We start from the raw sequence: 25,728 nt of genomic DNA, 5'->3' as shown, positions 1-25,728 counted from the left end.
AAAAATTTATTTTGAACACCAGTTTTAATTCTTGTTAAAAGTAACTTCATAAAATTCCTATTACTGAAATTAAATATTACATATAATAACAAAAGGTAGTCCTAAAGTTTTGTAAATTGGTAGGTTAATAACTATAAAGATATGTAGTAGTAAAAATGGTATACAAAAGCGTTATTAGCCATGTTTTATAAAATAAAATGTATTATAAATGAAATAATGTAAGATAATTGTAATTTAAATTCCAAAAAATATATAAAAAAAGGTAGAAATTATAAATTAATTGTATTATTATAGATTAGCAAGGATGATTTGGTAATTAGTTAAATATTTTCCTTGTAGATTAATGGAACTATTTATTTGGGTTTCTGGCCGATGGTAGTCTTAAAGTTTTAGTTAATTAGGACTAATACAGTTTGTTTCGTAAGCCGCTGGATATTTGCTCTATTTGGGGAGTCGTACCAAGCGCACTACTTTAGATATTGAAAGGGAGTATTTTCTAACATGGGAAAAAAGAAAGCAATTAAATTAGCAACGGCAACTGCAATTGCCGCATCAGCATTCGTAGCAGTAGCACCAACACAATCAGAGGCAGCAACTAGCTCGGTTGACAAAGCGATCACAAAAGCAACTAAACAAATGGCGAAAGCTTATGATACATATCATAAAGCCGCTAAGAACGACGGTGAGCTTCCTGCAACAGGAACAATCAGAAACCAAACGGCTCTAGCTAAAGACTACTATGATAAAGCTAAAGCTGAGATCGCTAAAAATGGTGGAAGCAAAGCGAAGAAAACGGCTTACACTAAACAATTGGACGGTAAAAAATACTTCCTTGATCGCGCTCAAGCATATGTAAATGCAGTGAACACAAACCTTAAGCCTGCACAAACTAATTTCACTAAAGCTGTAGAAGCTGGAAAAGCGAAACAAGTTTTAACTGCTCAAACAGTATTGAACAAAGATATCGCTAGCTTCGAAGGTAAAGTAGCTAAGATCTACGGCCCGGATGCTCGTAACTTGCTACTTAAAAAATATGCTGCTCCAGCTCAAAAATTAGCTGACTCTGTAAACGAAGAAATGAAAGTTTACAATGCATACAAACAAATCGAAAACGGCTTCCTTATCGAGAAAGACGTTAAAAAAGCTGGAGAACTAATCGAAAGCGTTAAAGCTGAAGTTGCAAAACTAAAAGCTAAAAACACAAAATTAGCTAAATCCCTTCTTGCAGCTGTAGAGAAAAACAACGCAGCTTACGAAAAAGCTAATAGCCCAGCTGTAAGCAAAATCACTGCAGTTAACGCTACAACTGTTGAATTAACATATAAAGAGAACGTTAAAGACGTTGAAGCTAAAGACTTCTCAATCGAAGGATTAACAGTCACAAACGCTGTTGTTAAACAAACAGATGATAAAACTGTAATTCTTACAACTTCTACTCAAGTAGGTGGAAAAGAATACACAGTTAAAGCTGGAGAAGAAAAACTTGGATTATTCACAGGGATTTCTGCAGTTATTCCAACTGCTGTTAAAGTAACTACTCCTTCTATTCAAGGAACAATTGGTAAAGAAGTAACGGTTAAAGCTACAGTGACAGTTCCAGAAGGCCAATCTAAAGCTGGTATTCCTGTGACTATTAATATCCCAGAATCAAATTCATTGAATAAAGCAATCACTGCTGAAGTTTATACGGATGCAAATGGCGAAGCAGCTTATTCTTATACTCGTTACAGTGCTGTAAATGACAATGTAGTAGTTTACGCAACTGGTGATCGTTCTAAATTCTCAACTGCAACTGTATACTTTGCTCAAGGTCTAGCAGTTTCAGAAGTAACAGCAGGTAATACTTTAGCGAACGGTTCTAAGAAAGTTTACAAAGTAACTGGAACTCCAGGTTCTACAGTAAACGTAACTTTCAAAGAGAACGTACAAGTAACTCCAGACAAATTAGTAACTGGAGCAAAAATTGAAGATGCTAAAATTAGCATTTTAAATGCTGATGGTACTTTAACTGCAGTTACTAATCCAAAAACCCAATATCCATATGAAGTAACAACTGGTGGTTCACAAGTTGCATTAGTGAAACTTAATGAACAAGGGACTGCGACATTCACTGTTACTGGTACTAATGCAACTGTAACCCCAATTGTATTCGCTGACGGATCTTACGATATTAATAATAAATGGACTGGTAACGGAAAATTGGGTGCTACAGAACTTCAAGCAACAGCACCAGCAGTAACATTTGCTCTCAGTCAAACAATTGGTTTAAATGTAAAGGCTGAAGGTGTACAGAATGCCGCTGCTAACACAGCAAAAGGAGAAGGTGGTCGTGATTACACGGTTACGATTACTGATAAAGATGGAAAAATAGCTCCTGCTGGAACTACAGCATATGTCGTTTTCCCACAAGGTAGCTTTAGTAAAGGTAAAAATGTTCAACTGAAAACTGAGAATGAAGCTTACTATGTTGCTGAAGATGAAAGAATTCCTGTTCAAGTCACAGGTGCTAAAGGCCAAGTTACTTTTACTTTAATTGGTGATAAAGACGCGTATGCAACACCAACAGTTTACCTTGATAACGGCTCTGATAATGGGAATGGTAAATTAGATAGTAGTGATTTACAAGTAGTTGGGGAAATCACTTACTTCGTAAATGCAGTAGTAACTGATGCAACACTTGAAGTGAAAAATGAAGCTAAAGAAGAAGCAACTAGTGTGAAATTAAATGAATACGCAACATTTACTTACGGGTCAAAAGATCAAAACGGATTTAAATATTATGCTGGTGACGGCAGATATGAAGTAACTTACCAAGTTTCAGCACAATTTGGTGATGTTACTGTAAGAGATGAAAACGGTGATTATTTAGAGACAGTTGCAAAAGGAACTACAAAATCAGTTAAAGTTTTTGCTGTCGGAGGAATAGCTAAAATAACTGCTACTTCTAATGTCGCTTCAACAATTTCTGTCGAAGCTTCTGCTTCACAAGTAAGTTTGCCGAATAAAACTGCTACAATTCAAGTCGTTGGTAAAGCATCTACACTTGAACGTATCAACGCTGCAACAACGGTTAATCATGTTTTAGATGCTCTAAATGATAATTCAACATACAAGGAAAAATTAGATGCAATTTCTTCTGATAATCGTCTTGTAGTTGCTCAAGACATCTTAGATAAACGTCCTGGTTCTGGATATACTCAAACCCAACTAGATACTGCTTTTAATACAGCATATAACCCAATTGCTGGTTTGACAGTAAATGGTTCGGCTAAATACACAGCTCCTGTTCCAGCTGTAACTGCTAAAGCTGCAGAAGTTTCTTATACAATTACTGGAACAGATACTCTTAAAATTTCTGGAACATCTGCTGCTGGTGCTGGATATAATGGTTGGAAGGTTAAGTTTATTGACAATGATAAGCTGAATCTAGATGAAACAGTAACTCTTGATAATGCAAACAAACAAGTGGTTTTAGATCTGGCTAATACCAGTTCAGCTGACCCAACGATTACTACTAAATATTCCGATATCGATTCAGAATTAGAAAAAGTCACTGGTTTACCATTAGTAGTAACAGTTTCAGCTGGCTCTACAGGAAGTGTTGCTAATGCACTAGTTGGTACAACTCTTACGCTTGTGGATGGTGTTACTGGCGTAATAGCAGAACCTGCTAAATTAACATTAACATTCTCTGAAGCATTAACTACAACTACATTTGCTAACTTTACAACTACTGGTACTACAACTATCACTAACAAATCTACACCATCTATTTCTAGTGATAAAAAGACAGTAACTATTACAATTGGTGGTACTGATTCTGTAAAAGTGGGAGATAGTATTACTAAAGTTGGTAATTACGCTGTAAGTGGAAAAACAATTTTAACTCCAATTGTTATTAAGTAAGAAGAAATAGGATATTAATTATAAGACGCTAGGACCATCTATTAAACTGGAAGTAAGCATCTTATGAAGAGCCCTGTAGAGAGTAAACCTCTGCGGGGCTTTTTTTAGTCATTTAGAAGTAATGTTTATATAATGAACACAGAACAGAAGTTAGCAATCAGTCATTGTAGGAAATCCACGAAAGTAAAAGGCAAATCAGTAGAAGAATATGAGGGTTACCGAGAGAGGAAGTTAGGGTTCCAAGCACCATACATTAAACTTGTTGAATGACCTGTTGAAAGAGAAATCACGGCAAGCCTTTTTTATTTAAGAAAATTGTTTCAAATATATTAAATTATGGGTTATAATCCTTTGAGAACAATAATTACTATAATCGGCAACTGAGCCAGTGGACAACCTCTACTTAGCGGAGGATAAACAAAAGGCAGTTCGAAGTTATTTGCAAAGAGTCCTATAGGATTCGGATAAAAACGCTGATTACAAAAGTATCTCAATATCTGAGATGTTTTTGTAATCAGCGTTTTTTGTAATACAAATTATTAATTTTGAAGGGTGAGAATATTTTATGGAAAATATTTTTGATACTTGGAAGCCTTTTGGCAATATGACTACGGCTGGATGGGTAAGACATTTATGTAATGTCTTCGAACTTAATACTAAGGAAAGACAGGCGTGTATATGTTTCATTTAAATCCAAACGTAAAAACTGCTATTAAAGCGCTAATGATTACACCAAAGGCTTGGGATTTTATTGGACCTTCCCTAAATAGTGCAACAAAAAGGGAAAAAAATACTGTGATGGGATGTTTGAGACTACTCATTGTGGTAGGGGAATTATCACGGTGGTATATGAGAAAGTTAGTAGAACATGACTATTTAGCTGATCTGACTACACAACTTGCGGTACCTGAAGAAAGTGTAAGACTTAGAAGTTTCATACGAGAATACGAAATTGAGAAAACGATAAAAATGACGAAGGATTGAAATAGGGTACCGGAAAACGTGTTCCCGTGGGGCACCCTCTGGAATTAGTGAACAGTAGCTTGATGATAAAAAGTTCTGTCGAGAATAAAAGCTCTGGCTTTTTCTTTATCAATAGAACGTTTCAAGTAGAAAGATAAACTTATATTATATAGGTGAATTGTATGTAATAGAATCTACCAAGCCCTAACTCTTCCATGGAGTTAGGGCTATTTTCATTGAGGAGGAAGTATATGAGAGTTTATGGTATGCAGCCAATTAACCAATCAGAACTATTAGAAGGAGGAGTTGTCATGAAGATACAACCAGCTAAACGAATAGACATTGTTCGGGTCAAGCTAATAAAGGAATCGAGCATATTGTATCGAAATCGAAGGATATCTGCTCCATCGGATGCGTATGAACTTGCAAAAGAGTTTATGGAGGATTTAGATAGAGAATATTTTGTCGTTGTATCCCTGAATACTAAAAATGAGCCTACCTGCATTAATACGTGTCATATGGGAAATATTAATTCGTCGATTGTATCGGTAAGAGAAGTTTTTAAAACGGCTATTCTTTCAAATAGTACCTCCATAATGTGCTTTCATAATCATCCCTCTGGAGATCCAGAACCATCAAGAGAGGATGTGGAGGTGACAAAGAGACTGAGAGAAGCAGGGAGATCATAGGCATTGATTTATTAGATTAACTCATCATTGGGGATGGGCAGTATATTTCTCTTAAAGAAAAGGGTTATCTGTCATGACCAGAGATGAACTGGTTCTGTGAAACCCTTCTACATGAAGATTTCATACAACAATGGATTAGGTAAGCCTTGAAGAATCTTTGAAGCCATTAACGCCTCATCCACTTCCTCATGATAGAGTTCGTACCCTTCGGTGCTTATTTCCTTTAATTCAACTAGTAGGCCGACATATACAAAATTTATATAAAGGAAATAAAATACTTTAGTAAAAATTTTACAAAAAATAAATAAGTTAGTTATAAAGTTTCTTACTAGTTACTTACAAAAAAATGTTTTATATTGGAAATTTTATAATATGAACGAAAAAATGTTTTAACTTCGGAATAGATGGGAAGTACCTGTAATGATGGATATTATTTACACTTTTTTGTAACCGGTGCTATGATGATGGTGTGGGGGTAGGTTTAAAATGTAATAGCGGTAATGAAAACTCTATATAAAAAAAGTAGAATCATTTTTTATTTGTATATGAAATGACTCTTCACAATGAAACCTTCTCTAGAAAACTACCATAATTGTTACAGAATTATGGCTAAGGTTAAGCGATAAAAAATTGGCGAGTTTTTTTATGTTTTGTTGGTGGGTTATCTATTATTCTGTGTATAAAAAAACATCAGAGTCTTAAGGACTACAATGGTTTTTTCAACTTTTTAATAACCAAAAGACACCTTTCATTAGGCCTTAATAAGTACCTTGTTTTCCCAATGTATTATACTAGTAAAATAAATAAAAAATGTAAAATTTAAAGGTAATTAATTCATTTTATGTTACTTAAAATCAAAAAAAGCTAAAAAAGTGGTTACAAATTCTATTTTTAATGTATAATGAAGCTACAAAAGGATAAAGGAGGAAGATAAATTCAAAAATATGGGCATTTAAGCTATGTGCTATTTTATGGTTATTAGTAGGACTTTTATCCTATGTTAGAATAGTATTTTGCGAATTACTTATGACCGATGAATCAGTAGAGTGTTCTGGTAACCATCCTGTACGGATGCCCATTCGATTCTAACAATCTAATTTTACTGATCGCACTTATATAGTTTTAACAACTAAACAACCTACTACAATCTATGATTCCGAAAGGGGAAACATTAATAACATGAAAAAACAAGCAATCAAAATTACAACAGCAGCAGCAATTGCCGCTTCAGCATTCGTAGCAGTAGCACCAACACAATCAGAGGCAGCAACTAGCTCAGTTGACAAAGCCATTACAAAAGCAACGAACCAAATGGCAAAAGCTTATGATACGTACCATAAAGCAGCTAAGAACGAAGGAAAGCTTCCTGCAACTGGAACAATCAGAAACCAAGTGAAATTGGCTAATGAGTACTATGCTGCAGCAACAAAAGAAATCGCTAAAAATGGCGGAAGCAAAACTAAAAAAGCCGCTTACACTAAAACATTAAATGAAAAAAAATACTTCCTTGATCGCGCTGAAGCATATTTAGCAGCTGTTAACACAAACCTTAACCCAGCTAAAAATGCATTCAATGAAGCCGTTGAAGGCGGAAAACAAAAAACTGTTTTAGCTGCACAAAAAGCATATAACGATGCAATCAAAGGATTCGAAGCAAAAGTAGATAAAATCTACGGACCGGATGCTCGTAATCTTTTAAAAGAAAAATATGCTGAACCAGCTCAAAAACTAGCTGACTCTGTAAACGATGAAATGAAAGTTTACAATGCATACAAAGACATTGAACAAAAAGATCTTATTGAAAAAGACCTTGAAGCTGCATACGAAACAATTCAAAGTGTGAAAGATCAAGCAGATAAAATTGCAAAATTAGACACTAAATTAGCTGAAAACATCACAAAAGCAGTTGAGAAAAACAACGCAGCATTCGAAAAAGCTGTTAAGGCTACAGTCGCAATCGAAGGTATCACTGACGGAGAAACAACTGAGGAAGAAACAAAAACAATCACTGTTAAGGCTACAAAAGGCTCTGAAATTAAAGTAACACTTAATGGAAAAGCAGTAGCAGCTAACGAAAACGGATCTTATACTCTTAAACTAGAAGAAGGATCAAACAAAGTTGCAGTTGAATCAACTGTTTACGGTGTGAAAACTGAGTTAAATAAAGAAATCACTTCTAACCAAACGCCAAAGGTTAAGAATGTAAGTGCGGTAAACGCTAAAGAAGTTGAAATTAAATTTAACAAAGCTATTAAAAAATCAACAGTATTGAATGGAAGTAATGAAGTTCAAAATATTTCTTTTAGCCCAGTTGGAAATGCAACTAACCCAAGTACGTTAACTGGTTCTTTATCTGCTGATGGTAAAACATTAACTGTTTCAGCAACTACATCTTTCTCTGGTAGCTATACAGTTGTAGCAACCGACGATATTAAAACGACTGACGAAGTGAAAATTGAAGATTACAAAAAAGTTGTTGATTTAGAAGATTCTGTACGACCAACAGTAGGACAAGCTGTATATAACAGTAATAATATTGCAACATTCTCATTCTCAGAACCAATTGATGTTGCTAGCAATGCAGCTCTTGCTAATGCTTTAACTCTTAAAGATGCTTCAGGTGCAACTTATACACCAACAGTAGTGCTAGCTGCTAATAAAAAGTCATTCACTTTAGATTTAAATGCAGCGACTTTTGAAACTGGTAAAGCATATACTCTTACAGTTACTGGCTTAAAAGACTTTGCTGGCAACTTAATAACTCCAAACCCGCTTTCTGTTAGTGTTGAGAAGAAAGTTGTAGATAACGTGGCTCCTACAGTATCTTCAGTAACTTCTAATCAAGCTGGTTATGTAGTTGTTAAGTTCTCAGAAAAAGTATCTGTCAATGCTAATAAAGAAGTAGCATCAGTTGGTGGAGTTACGGCAGACCTTGATACTAATGCTTCATTAGATGAATCTGGGACTGTCCTTACAGTTCGTGACTCTTCTTTTAACGGTACTAAGGATATTGCAGTGAACACATTCACAGATGTAGCTGGTAATGCGGGTACTGCTAGAACTGTTCTAGTGAATTTCCCTGTCGATTCAGTAAACCCGACTGTATCTTCTAGTGCTGTAAAAGTGATCGATAACAAAAACTACTTAGTTCTTACTTTCTCTGAAGATGTTACTGTAACAAATGATGCTGGAAATATTACTGGAACTTATGTTACGGAAAATGGTGTTGAAAAGAATGTAACTTCAATTGACACTTCTGTAGCTGCAAACGTAAGCCAGGTAGCTGGAACTAAAAACCAAGTTAAAGTCCTTATTGATTCACAAGAAAAGGGTAAATACAGTGTATCTCTACCAGCTGGCTTAGTAACAGATGTTGTTGGTAATGGTAATGCTATTGCTTCCTCAACTTATACTGTTGGAGCTAATACTTCAGAAACTACAAAACCAACAATCGTTGCAACTTCAGTACAAAGTGGAGACAACAATACTATTACAATAGAATTTAGCGAAAAATTAGCTACTTCTTCACTTAACCTTAACAACTTCCTTGTTGAAGGCGCTACGGTAGCTGAAAAAGCTGTATTTACTGATACAGACCAAGATACTATTAAGTTAACACTTAAAGAGGGTGCAATTAAGACTTCTGGAACGTATAACTTTACAGTACAAAATGTAGCTGATATTGCTGGAAATGTAATGGTTCCTGTAACACAAGCAGAAGGATTTATTGATAATGATGTTCCTGCGTTAACTGCAGCTACTCTTACTTCAAATGATGTTACTGGAAATACTTCAGCCATTACATTAACTTTTGACGAAGCTATCCTTCCAGCATCAATCGCTGAAGACACAGCTGTAGCTGACTTTGATATCTTTGTTGATGGTGTAGCTCTTGGCACAGCTAATGTAACGGAAGAAATGGGTTCTACTACAAACAAAGTAACTCTTACTATCGATCGGGCGCTTACAGCTACTGAAGCTGCGAAGACAATTACAATAAAGCCTGCAACTGGTTTTGATGTAACTGATTTAGAAGGAAATAATCTTCCAAATTTCACGTCTGTTACTGTAACTAAGTAATAGAGAAGCTGTTTGAAAAGCTCCGTAGAGAGAAATCTCTACGGTAGCTTTTTTTTCTGTTATATGGAAATGTACTTAGTCATTATCCGAAAGTACACAAGGAAGCACATCTTTCAAACGAATACAGGAACATCAAAGGAAGCTCTGCCGAGAGAAATCTCAGCAGGGCTTTTCTTTTTGCTTCCATATTCCCTTTATATTTCTCTTGCATTTTAGTGTATAAAACTTTTCAAAGTGTTTATCCTAACTACTCATAATGATGTTTTCTTAAGAATAAGTTAACAAGTTTATGAGTTAACATTCTCTGAATCTGTTGATACCGCTGTTGCAGCAGATTTTACAGATGACTTTATAATTAAAACTGGTTCCACTGAAATTGCTTATGCAGTTGCTGCTCCAAGCACAGGTGATACTGCTACAGATAATATTGTAATCTTAAGCTTCTCTAGCGTTTCTATAGCTGCAAGTGGAGTAACTATTGCAACAAACTCTGATTCAACTAAGATTGATCTTGGTGATATCAGCACTTACAATAAAGTAGCTAGTTTCAATGTATCTGCACAATAATTAACTGCCTTAGATAAAATTATTGCGTGAAGGGCCGAGAGACTGGTTCTCTTGTCTCGGTAGATATTAAATAAGGAAAAGGCCCCGTGAGATTTGAAATCTCTACGGGGCTTTTCTTTAGAGTTGTGTACTTGTACTAAAGGGATTATAGAAACTCGTTCAGGAGACTTAGAAGGGCCCTTCTAATTTTGGGCAGCGTCTCACGAAAAGTATGAAATTACGACGAAACTGGGTTATGCAGATTTAAACACGAAACGAGTTTATGAAAGATTCCAATTAAGGGATCTTTCACAAAAACGTATTAATTGTCCCTTAGACGCTTCAAAGCCTCCCAATGTTTTCGAGTATAAATTGCTTGTTACATGCTCTGAATCATATTTCTACAAGATTAGTACAATTAGATAAAAATCACTTTACTTGAAGGTATTTTATTAATATTGTAAGGAGGAAAGCTGATGAACAGTATTATGCAAAGACTACATAGCAATGATTGCTATGCATTAAATTTCTTTTCTAATTAGAAAGTAGTTGTACCAACTTTGGTATTAAAAAGAGGTGTCATTTCATCTCTAATTGAAGGTTTTATAAACAAGAAACTAAAAGCTATATAACTATAGTTACCAATAGAATACAAAAAGATGATCCCGGTTGATTACTGGGATCATCTTTTTAAGTTGTTTAGGGCTAACAAGGGGAACCGTTCTTTGAAAGATTATTCACCAGCGTGTATCGTATACTTTCCATTTTGCTTTTGAACTAGATTTTGAGAAAAAGACTTTTTGTTCGACGTTGCTGTACAATTCATCCGGATAATATTTTTGAGATACCAATAAATATTCTTTGTCTTTTTTCTTATAGTATTTAACTTTCACTGGGTAAGCTCTTTCATAGGCTTTGGCTTCATCCCAAATGAATCCATACATTATATAGTAATATGGAAAATCCGTTGGTATAGGTGCATAGAGTGTGTTTCCAGATTTATCTTTTCCAGATTCCCAAAAATCATATTTAATAAATTTATTAATAAAAGCATCTGTAAAGGATGGTGATAACTTTGCTTTAATCTGTTTTTTTGTATAAGGCTTATCAAGGCTATTCTGTAATCTTATCGCCTTGTCGGTGATCTTTTTAGCTTCTTTTTTTGACAATGTTTTATAGTAGCGTAAGTAGTCATTCGAGGTATAGCGTGACTTCCCTTTGTAGTTGAATTTTGCCCAGCCACTTTTTACGGAAATAACTTTGATTTTATCTTTATCGTACAATTTCCCAATGGACTTGTACTTATTACCTGGACCACTTCTGACATTTAAATACCCTGATTTTATATCAACGTATGCCGTTTTTCCACTAGTTGCTTTTACCTCTGACCAAGGGGCGAGTGTAAACACTGAAGCCAACAATAAGGAGAGTATAATAACGATTTTTAATGATTTATATGTTTTCATTTGTTCCTCCTTGGTAAAAATACCAATTAATATAAGTATATAGTACTACTATATATAGTGGGTGTAAATAACTATTTTAGTATTATTTACATAATAATTCTAGAGTTTAAGGATAAAGGTATTTGAGCGATACAGAATACAAGAAAAAATAGGGAAGGGTAAAGTGCATTACATAGGATTGTATCCTTTGTTGATTTTCAAAAAGATAAAAAAAGAGCACTAATATGGCGTGAGGAATTGAAAATATTATTGAAAGCAATTTCTATCATTTCCCTTGCAGGAGGTTAACTCCAATTAGGCGGTAAATGTCCCATGTAGAAGCCATAAAATATTAGCAAAAGGAAGTACAAAAAGGAATGCTACTTTTGCATCTCCTTTTCCCTGTGTTCTATTTTATTTCACATACCCTTATTTCACACCATTTGCCCGAATCAACTTGAATAATTAAAAGGGATTATCATTCCTTTTTATGAACCTTTGTTGGAGAAATCTCTGCAGGGCTTTTTTTATGGGCAAATTCCTTGAAACTAGTACATTCTGTCTACTGGAAACGACATTTTCTAGAACATCGACTCTTTTAACCCAAATATTTACACATCAAAACCGAAAATCTCATTTTATTGTATAATGAACCTACCTATTTAAATTTAGGGAAATAAGTGTACCTAAGGGGTTAAAAAAATGAAAAAAGTATCGGTCATAATTGCTGTATATAATACGGAAGAGTTTTTAGTGGAATGTTTAGATTCTGTGATGAATCAGACTTATAGGAATCTTGAAATTATATTGATTAATGATGCGTCGACTGACCATTCTGCAACGATTTTGAATGAAGTGGCCGGACGCGATGAGCGGGTTATTTGTATCCAGAATGAAGGGAGAAAAGGTGTAGGGGCAGCCCGGAATCTTGGTTTGGATCAGGCGACGGGGGAGTTTGTCTATTTTCTTGATAGTGATGATTTCATTGCGCTTGATACGATTGGTCGTTTGGTCGAGAATATTGGCGAGTACGAGATGCTTACGGGTAAACGGATTCGTTTGAAGAATAAGGAAGATAGTAAGATTGATAATATGGTCGATGAAGAAGTGGACGATGGCATGGAAATCGAAGAAGGAGAAGAGAAGGTAGAGGATGCTCATGTGCGTTTACGCAGGGGAGTTCAACGGACATTCCGTGGGATGTCTGCACTGCATATCCTTTTCTCTCATGATTTCATCAAAAAGAACCAACTTCGTTTTTCAGAGAAAGTCGATTGCTATTCCGATTTAGCTTTCATTACGCCAGTCATTAAAAAATTGGATACCTTTCCGTTCCTGACGCGTTGTTACTATTTTAAGCGTCGGCGTAATGACCCCATTTCCAATCCTGCTTTGATGCAGTTGGATCGGGAGAAGAAGGTCTCGGACTTTTTGCTGATCTATAATCATCTTCAAGATCTATATGGCACCGATGAACGGGTATCTTCTTATTTAGATTGGCTATTTTTGAATATTTACCGCAAGCAGGTCATCATGATTTTTTCTGATAACAACCGGATTGGTGAATTCTTCAATGAACTGGCAACGGCTGTGGAAAAGGTGGATCTTTCAAAGACAAAGAAACTGAATGTCGTGGTCAAACGAGAGTTGAAGCTGTTGCAGGAAAGAAAAACCGATTCGTATAAAAAGCTGATTGGCTTCCACCATTTTGCGCGCAATACGAAACGGGCCGTGAAAGGCAGACAGAAGTTGTACATTCAATTATACCGTTCTGTCTTCATGAACAAGCCATTAAAAGAAAAGACGATCGTATTTGAAAGTTTCCTAGGAAAAAACTATTCAGACAGTCCGAAGTATATCTACGAATATATGGTGAAGAACAACCTGGATTATGAATATGTATGGATATTTAATGAACCAGGGAAAGAACTGCCTGGAAATGCGAAACAGGTAAAGCGGTTCAGCTTAGCCTATTACTATTACTTGGCGACCTCTAAGTATTGGGTGAGCAATTCCCGTCTGCCGCTTAAATTGAACAAGCGTGAAGGCAATGTCTATTTGCAGACATGGCACGGGACACCATTGAAGAAGCTGGTATTTGATATGAATGATATATATTCGGCGAACCCGAATTATAAGAAGCATTTCTTTAATCAATCTAGACGCTGGGATTATTTAATCTCCCCCAACCAGTATTCGTCTGACATTTTCAGGAGCGCCTTTAAGTATGAGAAAGATATGCTGGAATTTGGCTATCCAAGAAATGATATTCTCTATCAAAATGACAACGAAGAGTATATCTCCGGCTTAAAAGAGAGACTTGATATTCCGCGTGATAAAAAGGTGATTCTCTACGCCCCGACTTGGCGTGACGATGAGTTTTATGAACCGGGAAAATACAAGTTTGCCCTGAAAATGGACCTTAAGAAAATGAGGGAGCAGTTGGGTAATGACTATGTGGTTCTATTGCGGATGCATTACTTTATCGCGGATGAAATCGATACGGAGGGCATGGACGGGTTTGTCTATAACTTCTCGAAATACGATGACATTGCTGAACTCTATTTGATTTCCGATCTATTAATCACGGATTATTCTTCCGTTTTCTTCGATTATGCGAATTTGAAACGGCCGATTTTGTTTTTCACCTATGATTTGGAGAAATACCGGGATACACTGCGAGGCTTCTATATTGATATTGAAACAGAGGTGCCAGGTCCATTAGTGAAAACCACGGATGAAATCATTGATGCCGTGACGAATATCGAACAAGTGAAAGTGCAGTATCAAGATATTTATGATGATTTCTATGCTAAATATTGTGCGTGGGATAATGGTAAAGCTGCTGAGAATGTGGTGAAAACCGTATTTGGTACGGATGTGAAAAAACCTTAATTAAGGTAAATTTGTCGGTTTCCTTTTTCCTCTTAGAATTCTGCCTGAACTGCCGATAGTACTACTATAGGAATCTTTTTTAACTTAGAAACTAGTATAGGGATGAGGCTGAATGAAGATGAGAGGTTTGAAGTATATATGCATGGCTTTCTTTATCATGTTCATTACATTTCCCGCGCATGAAGCAGCGGCAGCGGAAAAGTCTACAGAGATGAAAGTGAAGCTGAAAAATTACTTGGGCAACCAAACCACTGTGACAATAATGGCTACAGGGGACTATCGAATGTCTGATGGAAAAGACTTTATTAAGAGCGGCGAAGAGCTGACTGTTAAGGTGGAGTCAGGCAAGCTAGCAATCTACAAGCTGGCCAAAAAAATCGGGACATATGATTCTTTTACCGCTATACCGGTTAATGATGCGTCTCTTCTTAATGTAAATAACCGCCCCTACCCGGGATCAATGGAGTTCACTATCGAAGGGGGTTATATACGTCCTATCAACTATGTTCATATTGAGGAGTATGTAAAGGGCGTTGTACCAAGGGAAATGCCGGCACTATGGCATATCGAGGCCTTGAAAGCCCAAACGATTGCAGCACGTACCTATGCTCTTCGTTACCAATCTACCGTGATTGATGATACGGTTTCTTATCAGGTATATGGGGGAGCCGACGGTCATCCTCATTCTAATTTGGCGGTAGAACAGACAAAGGGGCTTGTCATCAAGCATGATGGAAAGTTGATCGAAGCGCTATTTTCTTCGAGCAATGGCGGGATGACGGAACTGAATTCTAATGTCTGGACCAGTGGCGAGCCTCTCGATTATCTGGCCATTAAAGAGGATCCTTTTGATTCGAAAACAAAGTGGTCCATTGAGTTGGATAAACAGCAATTCGATCTTTCCAATAAGGATTTATCGAAGCCAGCAGATTGGTGGACAAGCGTGAAAGAGAAGGACACCACGGTTGTCCCGAATTTGAAAAAGTGGCTTCAAAGTCACGGCTATAGCAAAAAGGACATGAAGATCACCGACATCCCCGTTTTATCCTTATCGGATAAAACGAGTGGAGGACGGGTCACGAAAGGTTCCATCCAATTGAATTTCCTTGTGAAGGATATTGTAACGGATACGGGGGAATTGGTGCCTCAAACGCTTACCCTCACGAATATTGAGGCTTCGAAAATCCGTGAGATGGTGGGAACGGACAAGATGAAGAGCTACCTAGCATTGGATTCGAAACAAGGGAATCCTGACAAGATTGTGTTGGAAGGGCTAGGCTTTGGACATGGCGTGGGCATGAGCCAATATGGCGCGAAAAATAGAGCGGAAGCCGGTCAAACCTATCAAGAGATTATCGGGTTTTATTACCCAAACACAACGATAGTGAGGGAATATAGTGATGGTGGTGCCGGACCTGCCGCAGAGCCTGTTGTCAATAAAGATACGGCCGCTCCGAAAATCACAAGCATCCTTACATCAGGGAATTACAGCACCGAAAAGGCGAGCATTTCATATAACCTAAACGAGGCTGCGGTCGTTACGGTCCAAATCGCGGACAGCAAGGGGAAAGTGGTAGCTACCCCGACCAAAGGTAAATCGCTACGAAAAGGTAATCAATCGGCTACGTGGAATTTTGCGAATGTCAAGAACGGTACGTATACAGCAACCATCACCGCGATTGATGGAAGTAATAACAAGAAGTCAGTCTCTACAAAAATCACCGTCAAGAAAACAACGGGAAAAGTGACAGCTACGGTTTTGAACATGCGGGAGAAGACGAACACAACTTCCAAAGTCATCGGCCAGCTGAAGAAAAACCAAACCGTTACGATACTAGCACAACAAGGGAACTGGTATAAGGTGAAACAAGGAAACAAAAGCGGGTATGTTTCCAAGGTCTATATAAAAAAATCATAATATGTGACACCATTCATAAAACTGAATGGTGTCTTTTTGTTCGTTTTTTTAGGATTAAATGGAACATTCATAGTTATATATGCTTATTTCATCAAGAAAAGTGATATTATAGGTAAAGTGTTAAAAAAATACTTTGTTAATCAAAGGGATTTTTAGGGAAAAGGATATAAAAAGGGGAGTTAGCATCATGAGGAAAAAAGTTAGGTTATTTTGTATCGCCGTTATGTTATTAATCAGTGGAGGATTACCGATGCATTCGGCAGTGGCGGCTTCCAAACCGACCTATACCATATCACCGGCCAGTAAAACATATAAGAATAAGATGATGAATTTTTCTACATATAACACGCATACAAAGCATTATTACCTATTGCGTTCATACCTTGAACAGCTAGAGAAAAAGGGCGGCGGAACGCTAGTTCTGAAAAAAGGGACATATACAATCAGTAATACGCTCTATGTTCCTTCGAATGTGACGATCAAGATGAAGGATGGTGTGAAGCTGGTTAAAGGAAATAAAACGGGTACGAGCCAGTTCGTTGCGGCCAAATCCATGTTCCAACTGATAAGGCCATCAAAATCCTCCAAGAAGGGGGTATATGGTAAACACAATGGTGAAAAGAATATCTCATTTATTGGGGAAGGCAATGTAACAATCGATATGAACTATATAAAAGATGGAATCGCCATCATCATGGGGCATAACAAAAACGTCAATGTGGAGAATATCCAATTCAGGAATATGTATTCCGGCCACTTTATTGAGATGGATGCTTCGGATCATGTCATGGTCCGCAAAAATACCTTCATGGATTCCAAGGCTTCCCAGAATGTAAATAAAGAAGCCATTAACCTTGATACGCCTGACAAAAGTACACAAGGCTGGAGCCAAACTTGGAGTAAGTTTGATAAAACGGCCAATAAGAACGTGACCATTGAACATAATACATTCAAAAACCTGGATCGTGCAGTGGGAACCCATAAATATTCCGAAGCCAAATACCATGATAAAGTAGTGATTCAAAACAATAAAATTGAGAAAACGCGTAGCGATGCGATTCGCGTGATGAATTGGTCGAATGCCCAGATTAGGAATAATACCATCAAGAATGTGGAAAATGGCAAGGAGGACACCCGAGGTATTTTAGTCAGTGGGGCAATCAACCCAACCATTAAGAATAATACCTTTCAAAAGGTAGGGAGGACCGTCCAGTTAATGGCTTGGAAGAATTCGGGACCCGGTTCGGAATATCGGGTGACGTATAATGAACTGAATCAACAAAATAAACTAGACCTAACGAACAATGTAGCGAAGGACACAGCTGAAATGTTTATCCGGATCAATTACCAATACAATGAATTCCTTTTAAGTACCGAAAGGATTTTCCTTGTAACCAAATAGACTTTACACGAAAAACCGCCAGTGAAGGGAACTGACGGTTTTTGGTGATTACAATTCTTTTGATTTGGTTCGTTCTATGCTTGCTTGTGAATGAAAAAGACGTTTAGTAATCGTTAAGGGAGGCACGACTTTGTAAACAATAAAGGATACGACCATACTGATTAGTGCACCGACAGTGATATCAGCAGGATAATGGACACCTACCCCTACCCGGGAAAGTGCGACTAGTACGGCTACGACCAACCATAGAAAACGGTATCGACTTTTACTGAATAACCAGAAGGTCATACAAAAGGAAAAGAAGAGGATGGTGTGATCGCTAGGAAAAGAATTATTGATATCTTTCTCTATCAATTTATTTACATCATCCAATACGGCAAATGGTTGGTAATTTGTATGAAGCTTGCTCACTAACTTGCCGACTACCTCGGCAAGAATGAATGTAAGCCCTGCACAAACGACCATGACCCGATTTCTCCCGTTTCTTGTAAAAAAGAAAAGAATAACAGCCATGGCTAAGAAGTACATGGAGTATTCTGCGAAAAATATGAATAGAGGATTCAGGAAAGCATGCTCTTTGCCTAAATCATTAATCATCCTAAATAACGTGATATTCAATTCCAAAATGGTCTTTTCCTTTCTATGTAAAACTTGATATATGAATCATTATAATACATGTTCGATCCCTTTTGGCTAAAGCATGAAATATAAAAAAACTAGGGCTGACTATGTATCAACCCTAGTTTTGGGATAATTGTTGGCCTGGGGTAAAGGGTACGCCAGCCACTTTGGCAATGATTTGTGAGATGTCCGTATTGTCGAGTACGCCGTCGAATGCCTCACTTCCAGGTCCGGTTGCAAAGACAGGTACCATATTGGCGGTGTGCCCTCCTGTCGAACTGGCTGCACGTATACTTCTGTCCGCTACTCCAGCTTTATAATGCTTGGCGATGGTACTGCCAATTTCCCAATCGATGCTGTGCTGCGGGTAGACAAGCGTTCTATTGCTTCTTACGTGATCGATGAATTGTTGAGCCTCTTCAGGTGTAAGAGAGATATGGGCATAGTTCTTGAATGCGGAAATAACGCTTTTTGGTTCAATCTTATTGTCTTTATCAAAGGTAAGCTGCTTGGCCATATACTGAGTGGATACTTTGATTTTTTTCAATGCAGCGATATCCATCGTTTCCGAAGCGGAGATTCCCATCGTTTCATGGTCAGCCAACACGACTATCAAGGTATCCTTCCTTATTTTTGCCCACTCCACAGCCTTCTTTACCGTCTGGTCAAATTCAATCGTTTCGTTCCAAATTCCTGTATAGTCTGCGGCATGTTCCGTGGAATCGATACGCGCCCCTTCCGCCATTAAAAAGAATCCGTTGTCACTTTGAGATAAGACATCAAGCGCTTTTGCCGTCATTTCGGAGAGCGTGGGCTCCTGTGAGTGGACTACTTCTCTATCCAGCTTGAAGTTCATATAGGTAGGGTGGAATAGTCCTAGCAGTTTTTTAGGGTGTTGAACGGAAGCAAGTTCTTCCTTATTTGCCGTAAACGCATAACCAGCTTCTTTAAATTTGGAGACCAGGTCGACGCCATTTTGCCGTTCCTCTTCGAAATAGGAAGCTCCACCGCCAAGAATGACATCAATCCGGTGATCAAAGAGCTGCCGGGCAATCTGGGAACCACCTGTCCAGCGATTTTTTACGCTGGCCCCGAAAGCCGCAGGGGTGGCATCGACGACCATATTAGTGGAAATGAGCCCAACCTTTTTTCCATGTGCTTGAAAGGCATCAAGAATGCTATCCACCTCTGTACCAGCCGAGTCAACCCCGATTGATTCGTTATTGGTCTTGATGCCAGTGGCGATGGCTGACCCTCCGGCTGCTGAATCGGTCACATAATTATTAGCGGAGTAGGTGCGCATCAGGGCGACATGTTCTAACTTTTCCATATGAAGCACCCCGGATTTACCATATTCGAATTGGCGCGCAATTTCGATGGCCCCTACACCCATGCCATCGCCAATGAGCAGGATTACATTTTTGGGAGGCTTTTGAGCTTGTCCATGAATCGGGTTAGCCAGGCAAATGAGGAGGAGGGATAGTAGTGCTAGACCATACGGGCATATGAATAGTTGAATGCTTCTGATTTTTTTAGTCATGTGGAATCCTCCATTAGATGTATGTTTTTCTATTATCTGTAGAAACCCATAAAAAAACCTTCCTGAATTTCAGGAAGGTAAAAACTTTTATGCTGCAACATCTGCACGTTCTGAATTTCTACCGGACTTGAACCAAATAACAGCCAGGGAAAGGGCAGCGAACAAGACAAGGAATATGGCAAGAACGCTGACGCTTGACCAGAATAAATCATAGTTATTAAGAGTGATGATAGATTTAAAGCCGTTAATCGAGTACGTAAGTGGTAAGAAATTACTTAATGTTTGCAATCCTTCTGGAAGCATATGAACTGGTAAGCTTGAACCTGTTGTGGATAGCTGTAAAACCAAGAATGCAAAAGCGATGAAGCGCCCGATATTTCCAGCTAAAGCCACTAGGAAGAACACGATGGCCAAGAAGGTTAAGCTGATGAATACCGAGAATAAGATTAACATGATCCCGTTTGTAAAGGTTGATTTTAAATAGAAGGAAGCGAAAACAGATGCGATGAGCGCCTGGGCTATCGCAAGCACTGCCATGTTTCTGAATTGGATCGCGTACCATCTAAATGCGGAGCCCTCTGTCACCGCTGGCAATTGTAAGTTGAAGAGACAAGCCATGACCAAAACCCCTACGAATAATGCTAACGAAAGGATATATGGAGCATTAGCATAACGATATCCAGGGAATGTATTGATGGACTTTCCACTTAATTCCACTGGTGCCGCAAACATGGCAATGTTCTTTTCATCCGTGTTAATGGCACTTAATTTATCAGCACCGCCAGATAAGCCGGTTGTCAATGTCTTACTGCCATCTTTGATTTGTCCGACACCACCGTCTACTTGTTGGACACCATCGGATAAAGTGCCCCAACCTGTTTTCACGGTTTTCGTGCCGTCACTCACTTGCGTCATTCCGTTATCCAGTTTGTTTGCACCAATTGTAAGGTCGTTCCATCCCGCTTTCACAGTTTGGTTACCTGCAGCAAGCGTGCCCGTTCCAGCGGCAAGCTTACCGGCACCTTCCGCTAGAGTACTTGTTCCAGAAGCAAGGGTCTTTGTACCGTTAGCAAGCGTGCCAGCCCCGGCTACAAGATCCTTACTGCCTTTAGCGAGAGTTCCGGTTCCAGCTGCAAGGTCTTTACTTCCTTTTGCAAGTGTTCCGGTTCCAGTCACAAGGTCTTTAGTGCCGTTAGCAAGCGTTCCGGTTCCGGCTGCAAGATCTTTACTTCCTTTAGCGAGCGTGCCAGTGCCAGCTACGAGGTCTTTACTGCCAGAAGCCAATGTTCCAGCCCCGGTAGCTAATTCTTTACTACCGGATGCCAAGCTTGCTGTGCCGGCCGCAAGAGTGGAGGTGCCTTGTGCCAATGAACCCGTTCCTGTTGCTAGCTGACTAGCCCCAGCAGATAGGTCTCCTGCACCTTTAGCTAAGTTCTGTGTTCCTGCGTACACTTGTTTTTGTCCTGCTACTAAGGTATTTAACCCAGCTTCTAAAGTGTTGGCACCTGTTGAAGCATCGGCTAGACCACCTTTTATTTGAGCAGCTCCCGATACTAAACCAGGCGTTTGGTTAGCTAATTGCCCCAATCCGCCGGCGACCTGTTGACTTCCTGCTAATAGCTTTTGGAAATCCGGACTTGCCTTAAGCTCAGGTACTTGCTCAGCAAGTTGGGCCAAGCCTGTTGCAACACTACTAGCGGCTGGAGATAATTGTTTCACCGCAGAGTTCACGCCATCAGCACCTGTAGAAAGCCCTTTGCTACCTTCAGCAAGAGTGGCAATACCAGCCTTCAACGAATTACTTCCTGTCTCGGCACTTGTTAAACCATCTAATACTTGCTTCGCGCCACCTTGCAAAGTAGTGGCTCCAGTTACTAATTCTTTTGTTCCACTATTCAATTTTTGAGCGCCGTTATTCACTTCACTTGCGCCACCTTGCAGAGAAGCAGCACCAGCATTTAGAGAAGTGGCCCCCTCATTTAATTTCTGGGCTCCAACATTGACTTGGTTGGCCCCGCCATTAAGCTTTTGGGCCCCATCATTGACTTGAGTAACCCCACCGTTTAATTGCTGAGCCCCGGCATTTAGAGTAGTAGCGCCCGTATTCAATTTTTGAGCGCCATCGTTAACCTGACTAATACCGCCATCGAGTTTTTGGGCCCCATCATTGACTTGGTTCGCACCGCTATTCAGTGCTTGAGCCCCATTATTAAGCTTGCCTGCTCCGGCGTTTAACTCAGTGGCCCCAGCATTTAATTTTCTAGCCCCACCATTTAAGGTCTGAGCTCCATTGTCTACCTGTTTGGCTCCATCCGCTAATTTGCCGATGTCTCCCTGTTTACCAGAAAGAGAGCTGTACATGACGCTCGTTCCAGCTTTTAATTCTGCCGCTCCACTTGCAAGTCTTGCGATGTCTGGTGCCTTTTGTTTCAAGGAATCAAGGATTTGAGCGGTACCATTTTTCAGTTCTCCGGCTCCATCATTGATTTTTTGAGAACCATTCGCCCCATCTGTGAAACCGTTTTCAATATCACCCAGTTGATTGAGCAAGCTCGTTGTATAAGTGGCGGTCACCTTATCAGCCAAGCTTTCCCGAATACGTTCTGTAGCACTTTTGGTTACTTGGGCAGCCATGAAGTGCAACCCTTCATTCTGAGTATAGATCAGTTCGGGTTTTACCGGATTTGCATCCAAGACCGTTGTTACATTCTGTGAGAAATTTTCCGGAATTTCAATGACCATGTAGTAATCGGTATTCTCTAACCCTTTTTTAGCGGTCTTTTCATCAACGAATTCCCATCCGAGGGTATCGCCAGACCGCAACTCAGCCACTAAATCATTGCCGACATTAATGGGCTTCCCGCCTGAAGTGCCACCTACATCCTTATTGACGACAGCGACAGGTAATTTGGATAAATTGTCATATGGCCCCCATTTTGCAGTTAGAATGATTGCTGCATAGATGAATGGGATTAATAAGACAGCAATGATGGCAATAATCCATCCCGTCCTATTTTGGGAGCCACCAAACTGAAATCCTGAATCTTTCATACATAACCCCCTACCTATAAAATTTTATAAAAGCTGATTGGGAGCCGTCCAATCAACTTTTATAAGTATATTCTGACTATTTATTCTAATTCCTTCTTATTAATGACAACTAAAAAAGGGATTTTGGGTAGTTTTTAGGATAAAAGTATCATAAAATAGTAATATTTATCATGGATACTAGAACCTAAAGTCTGATTTATCTTAGATTTTCGCTAAAAAGTGAGTAGTGAATGGACATTCATTCATTTTCTAGGAACGCTCAGTTTGTCAAAATAGGTGCTTATTTTACAAAGTGCAAAGAAACATTACTGTAAAAAAGTAAAAAAAATAAAAAATATTTCTATAGAAAGCGTATCAAATCGTATTAATGTAAGGAAACTGCACTTCAAAAATGATTAAGGGAGGTAGGGCGGAATGAGTCGATTGATAGGACATAACATCTATTTAAGTATATTTATGGTAAATTTGAACACGGAGTATATTATAATAGGAGAAGAAGAAAGGATTGAAGGGGGTTAAAAGATGCATAGTCAATCAAAACGCAGGCACAGGTTAACTTTACTTATGACCATCATGCTTCTGGCAAGTTCATTATTCCCGATTGAAACCTTAGCGAAGAAAACTCCGACGCCAATAGCAAAGGAAAACTGGAAGGTTTCCCTTAATGGGGGGGCATTATTTGAGCCAATCGTTCAAAAGGATGGGTCGCTGTTAGTTGGGAGTTATCAAAAGGTAGATGGTAAATACAAAGAAAATATCCTATCACTATCGAAAACGGGAAAGAAAAGTGGGAAATGGAAACTGACTGCCGAGAAGATTGATCTGGGTGGTACTTCGACCGCCCCGACTATCCTAGCCTTGAATTACTCAAAGGGTAAGATTACGGGTTATAACCCAAAAGGGCAAAAGCTGTGGACTCATAACATCGGTCAAGAATTGCAGATTCATCAGGTAGATGAAAAGGGAAATATCTATGTAAAGTCAACTAAGGGGACATTATATAAGATTTCTACAAAAGGAAAGCAACAATTCAAGCTGGAGGCCGGAGAAGGAGAGTTTCATATTTTCAGTGGATCCGTCTATCATCTTCACTCAAGTGGGATAAACACAACGGTAACGATGTACACGAGTAAAGGGAAAGTGAAGTATAAGATATATCCTTTGGCAAAAGAGGATAATGAGGTCAATTTAGTGAACGTTTCACTAATCGGTTCAGGAAACCATGCCTTTATGAAAGCCACTTATTGGGATGGGGCGACAGAAGATATCTATCATATCCTTTCCGTTTTTGATGAGAACGGAAAACGAATCCGTACAGTCAAAATGGGTGGTGAGCTGGTCAATAAGGTTTTTGAATATAAGAATGATAGCATCTTCTTGGATACGCGCTATTATTACAAAATGAATGCTAAGGGAAAACTTATTAAGAAAACAAAAATGCCTAGTATGGACGATACTACAATCCAACATGCCATGATGACGGACAATGGGGAAGTCTATGTCGAAAGAGGGAAGAAGCTGTTTAAGTTCAAAGCCAATGGTTCAATCGCTTGGTATAAATCGATTACGGGGTCCCTTATGAATGGTTTGGTCATGAACGGCAAGGTTTATGTGAACAATTATCATGCTGAAGGGAAAAGAGATCGGACAGATGGATATGTCACGGTTCTTGATAGCAAAGGAAACGTCATCTCAAAAATTTCGGTAGCTCGTCATATATTCGGAGAGTATGGAGAGACCTTCATTACCGGGGACTTGAAAAGGAAAACTATTTATATCACCAATCATCGCTTTGATTATAAAAAAGACGACTTTAGCAAAATGGTCATCACTTCGGTCAAGCAATAGTATTGTTCAATAGATGGAAAAACGAAAGCTGGCACTCATGGACGGAGAGCCAGCTTTCGTTTTTTTATAGGGTTTTTGACCCGAGATATTTCGGCTTCCAATAGGAGTTATCCATACTTGCTATGCTGACTCCTTTTGAAGTGGCCGAATGAATGAATTGATTATCACCTATGTATATCCCAACGTGTGATACACGTTTACCGCTTTTGAAGAATACAAGATCGCCGGGTTCAGGTTTGGATGTTTTCAAGCCGACTTGGGAATATAATTGCGCTGCCGTACGTGGCATCGTTATATCCTGTGATTCTTGAAAGACATAATAGATGAAACCGGAACAGTCGAACCCTTTCGGAGAGGTCCCACCCCATTTATAACGGACACCCTTGTATTTCTTTGCTGTTTCTAGTAACGCTTCATTATCTATGTTATATACACCAAGAGCATTGAAGGTAGAGCGGTTGGTTATACCACTTTTCTTTATCTTATGGTCTTTTTGAAAGTCCTTTACTGCTTTGGTCGTTGATTCATTGTAATGATTGGAATATGAACCAGAAGGTTTAAAATATCCTTTGAACTTCAGAAGCTTTTGAAGCTGGCGGACGTCGGAATGTTTCATTTCAGGTTCAAGAGTTTGGTCCCCTATGTTAGCGGAAGCTTGATGCTGTAATGGCGATATCAATATGGCGGCAGCGACGACAAGGCAACTTAACATTTTCTTCAATGGATTTTTCCTCCTGAAACTAATATAAATTGGTAGTTATATAGTATTATAGTCATGTTACAATAAACGACATTTTATATTACATTTCTGTTACAAAGGTCGA

Annotated in this window: 13 protein-coding genes; 8 read left to right on the top strand and 5 right to left on the bottom strand. The window is 38.7% G+C overall.

The window, feature by feature from the left end:
* The first annotated feature begins 501 nt into the window (after positions 1 to 501).
* From ACIQXH_RS13845 to ACIQXH_RS13830, 4 genes are all read left to right on the top strand, one after another.
* Positions 502 to 3,906, top strand: a complete 3,405-nt coding sequence (locus ACIQXH_RS13845; RefSeq protein ID WP_403124109.1) for a hypothetical protein — start codon at positions 502 to 504, stop codon at positions 3,904 to 3,906.
* 672 nt (positions 3,907 to 4,578) lie between these two features.
* Entirely contained in the window at positions 4,579 to 4,890 is a 312-nt protein-coding gene (locus tag ACIQXH_RS13840) for a hypothetical protein (RefSeq protein ID WP_403124106.1), read from the top strand.
* Positions 4,891 to 5,180: 290 nt separating this feature from the next.
* On the top strand, positions 5,181 to 5,558 hold the full coding sequence (locus ACIQXH_RS13835) for a JAB domain-containing protein (RefSeq protein WP_403124103.1): 378 nt from the start codon (positions 5,181 to 5,183) through the stop codon (positions 5,556 to 5,558).
* Positions 5,559 to 6,737: 1,179 nt separating this feature from the next.
* Positions 6,738 to 9,638, top strand: a complete 2,901-nt coding sequence (locus tag ACIQXH_RS13830; protein ID WP_403124101.1) for an Ig-like domain-containing protein — start codon at positions 6,738 to 6,740, stop codon at positions 9,636 to 9,638.
* A 1,283-nt stretch (positions 9,639 to 10,921) separates the two neighbouring features.
* Here ACIQXH_RS13830 and ACIQXH_RS13825 read toward each other — a convergent pair.
* Entirely contained in the window at positions 10,922 to 11,650 is a 729-nt protein-coding gene (locus tag ACIQXH_RS13825; protein WP_403124098.1) for a DUF3993 domain-containing protein, read from the bottom strand.
* Between the two features lie 681 nt (positions 11,651 to 12,331).
* On the opposite strand from ACIQXH_RS13825, the gene ACIQXH_RS13820 reads away from it, so the two are divergent.
* From ACIQXH_RS13820 to ACIQXH_RS13810, 3 genes are all read left to right on the top strand, one after another.
* Positions 12,332 to 14,524 (top strand): bifunctional glycosyltransferase/CDP-glycerol:glycerophosphate glycerophosphotransferase, encoded by a 2,193-nt coding sequence (locus tag ACIQXH_RS13820; protein ID WP_403124096.1) that lies wholly within the window; start codon positions 12,332 to 12,334, stop codon positions 14,522 to 14,524.
* Positions 14,525 to 14,636: 112 nt separating this feature from the next.
* Entirely contained in the window at positions 14,637 to 16,442 is a 1,806-nt protein-coding gene (locus tag ACIQXH_RS13815) for a SpoIID/LytB domain-containing protein (RefSeq protein ID WP_403124093.1), read from the top strand.
* Positions 16,443 to 16,629: 187 nt separating this feature from the next.
* Complete coding sequence (locus ACIQXH_RS13810; protein ID WP_403124090.1) at positions 16,630 to 17,844, top strand: right-handed parallel beta-helix repeat-containing protein; 1,215 nt, start codon at positions 16,630 to 16,632, stop codon at positions 17,842 to 17,844.
* Between the two features lie 48 nt (positions 17,845 to 17,892).
* Here ACIQXH_RS13810 and ACIQXH_RS13805 read toward each other — a convergent pair whose 3' ends face one another.
* From ACIQXH_RS13805 to ACIQXH_RS13795, 3 genes are all read right to left on the bottom strand, one after another.
* Positions 17,893 to 18,468 carry an undecaprenyl-diphosphatase gene (locus ACIQXH_RS13805; protein WP_403124088.1) on the bottom strand — a complete coding sequence of 192 codons (576 nt, stop codon included), beginning with the start codon at positions 18,466 to 18,468 and terminating at the stop codon, positions 17,893 to 17,895.
* A gap of 115 nt (positions 18,469 to 18,583) precedes the next feature.
* Positions 18,584 to 20,005, bottom strand: coding sequence for an alkaline phosphatase (locus tag ACIQXH_RS13800; protein ID WP_403124085.1), 1,422 nt, complete (start codon positions 20,003 to 20,005; stop codon positions 18,584 to 18,586).
* 87 nt (positions 20,006 to 20,092) lie between these two features.
* A complete protein-coding gene (locus tag ACIQXH_RS13795; RefSeq protein WP_403124082.1) occupies positions 20,093 to 23,056 on the bottom strand; it encodes a YhgE/Pip family protein in 2,964 nt (987 codons plus the stop codon).
* A gap of 522 nt (positions 23,057 to 23,578) precedes the next feature.
* Here ACIQXH_RS13795 and ACIQXH_RS13790 point away from each other — a divergent pair.
* Entirely contained in the window at positions 23,579 to 24,904 is a 1,326-nt protein-coding gene (locus tag ACIQXH_RS13790; RefSeq protein WP_403124080.1) for a hypothetical protein, read from the top strand.
* 64 nt (positions 24,905 to 24,968) lie between these two features.
* Here ACIQXH_RS13790 and ACIQXH_RS13785 read toward each other — a convergent pair whose 3' ends face one another.
* Positions 24,969 to 25,616, bottom strand: a complete 648-nt coding sequence (locus tag ACIQXH_RS13785; protein WP_403124281.1) for a C40 family peptidase — start codon at positions 25,614 to 25,616, stop codon at positions 24,969 to 24,971.
* Positions 25,617 to 25,728 lie beyond the last annotated feature (112 nt).

Source organism: Peribacillus sp. NPDC097225 (genome assembly GCF_044761955.1).
Lineage (GTDB): Bacteria > Bacillota > Bacilli > Bacillales > DSM-1321 > Peribacillus.
Note: the sequence above shows the minus strand (reverse complement) of the source record. Positions and strands in the feature narration are given on the sequence as shown.

What these genes read in the sequence shown, in the direction of transcription:
- ACIQXH_RS13845 (WP_403124109.1), top strand. Translation starts at nt 502, where the DNA reads ATGGGAAAAAAGAAAGCAATTAAATTAGCAACGGCAACTGCAATTGCC.
- ACIQXH_RS13815 (WP_403124093.1), top strand. Translation starts at nt 14,637, where the DNA reads ATGAAGATGAGAGGTTTGAAGTATATATGCATGGCTTTCTTTATCATG.
- ACIQXH_RS13795 (WP_403124082.1), bottom strand. Translation starts at nt 23,056, where the DNA reads ATGAAAGATTCAGGATTTCAGTTTGGTGGCTCCCAAAATAGGACGGGA.
- ACIQXH_RS13790 (WP_403124080.1), top strand. Translation starts at nt 23,579, where the DNA reads ATGCATAGTCAATCAAAACGCAGGCACAGGTTAACTTTACTTATGACC.
- ACIQXH_RS13835 (WP_403124103.1), top strand. Translation starts at nt 5,181, where the DNA reads ATGAAGATACAACCAGCTAAACGAATAGACATTGTTCGGGTCAAGCTA.
- ACIQXH_RS13830 (WP_403124101.1), top strand. Translation starts at nt 6,738, where the DNA reads ATGAAAAAACAAGCAATCAAAATTACAACAGCAGCAGCAATTGCCGCT.
- ACIQXH_RS13820 (WP_403124096.1), top strand. Translation starts at nt 12,332, where the DNA reads ATGAAAAAAGTATCGGTCATAATTGCTGTATATAATACGGAAGAGTTT.
- ACIQXH_RS13785 (WP_403124281.1), bottom strand. Translation starts at nt 25,616, where the DNA reads ATGTTAAGTTGCCTTGTCGTCGCTGCCGCCATATTGATATCGCCATTA.
- ACIQXH_RS13800 (WP_403124085.1), bottom strand. Translation starts at nt 20,005, where the DNA reads ATGACTAAAAAAATCAGAAGCATTCAACTATTCATATGCCCGTATGGT.
- ACIQXH_RS13825 (WP_403124098.1), bottom strand. Translation starts at nt 11,650, where the DNA reads ATGAAAACATATAAATCATTAAAAATCGTTATTATACTCTCCTTATTG.
- ACIQXH_RS13810 (WP_403124090.1), top strand. Translation starts at nt 16,630, where the DNA reads ATGAGGAAAAAAGTTAGGTTATTTTGTATCGCCGTTATGTTATTAATC.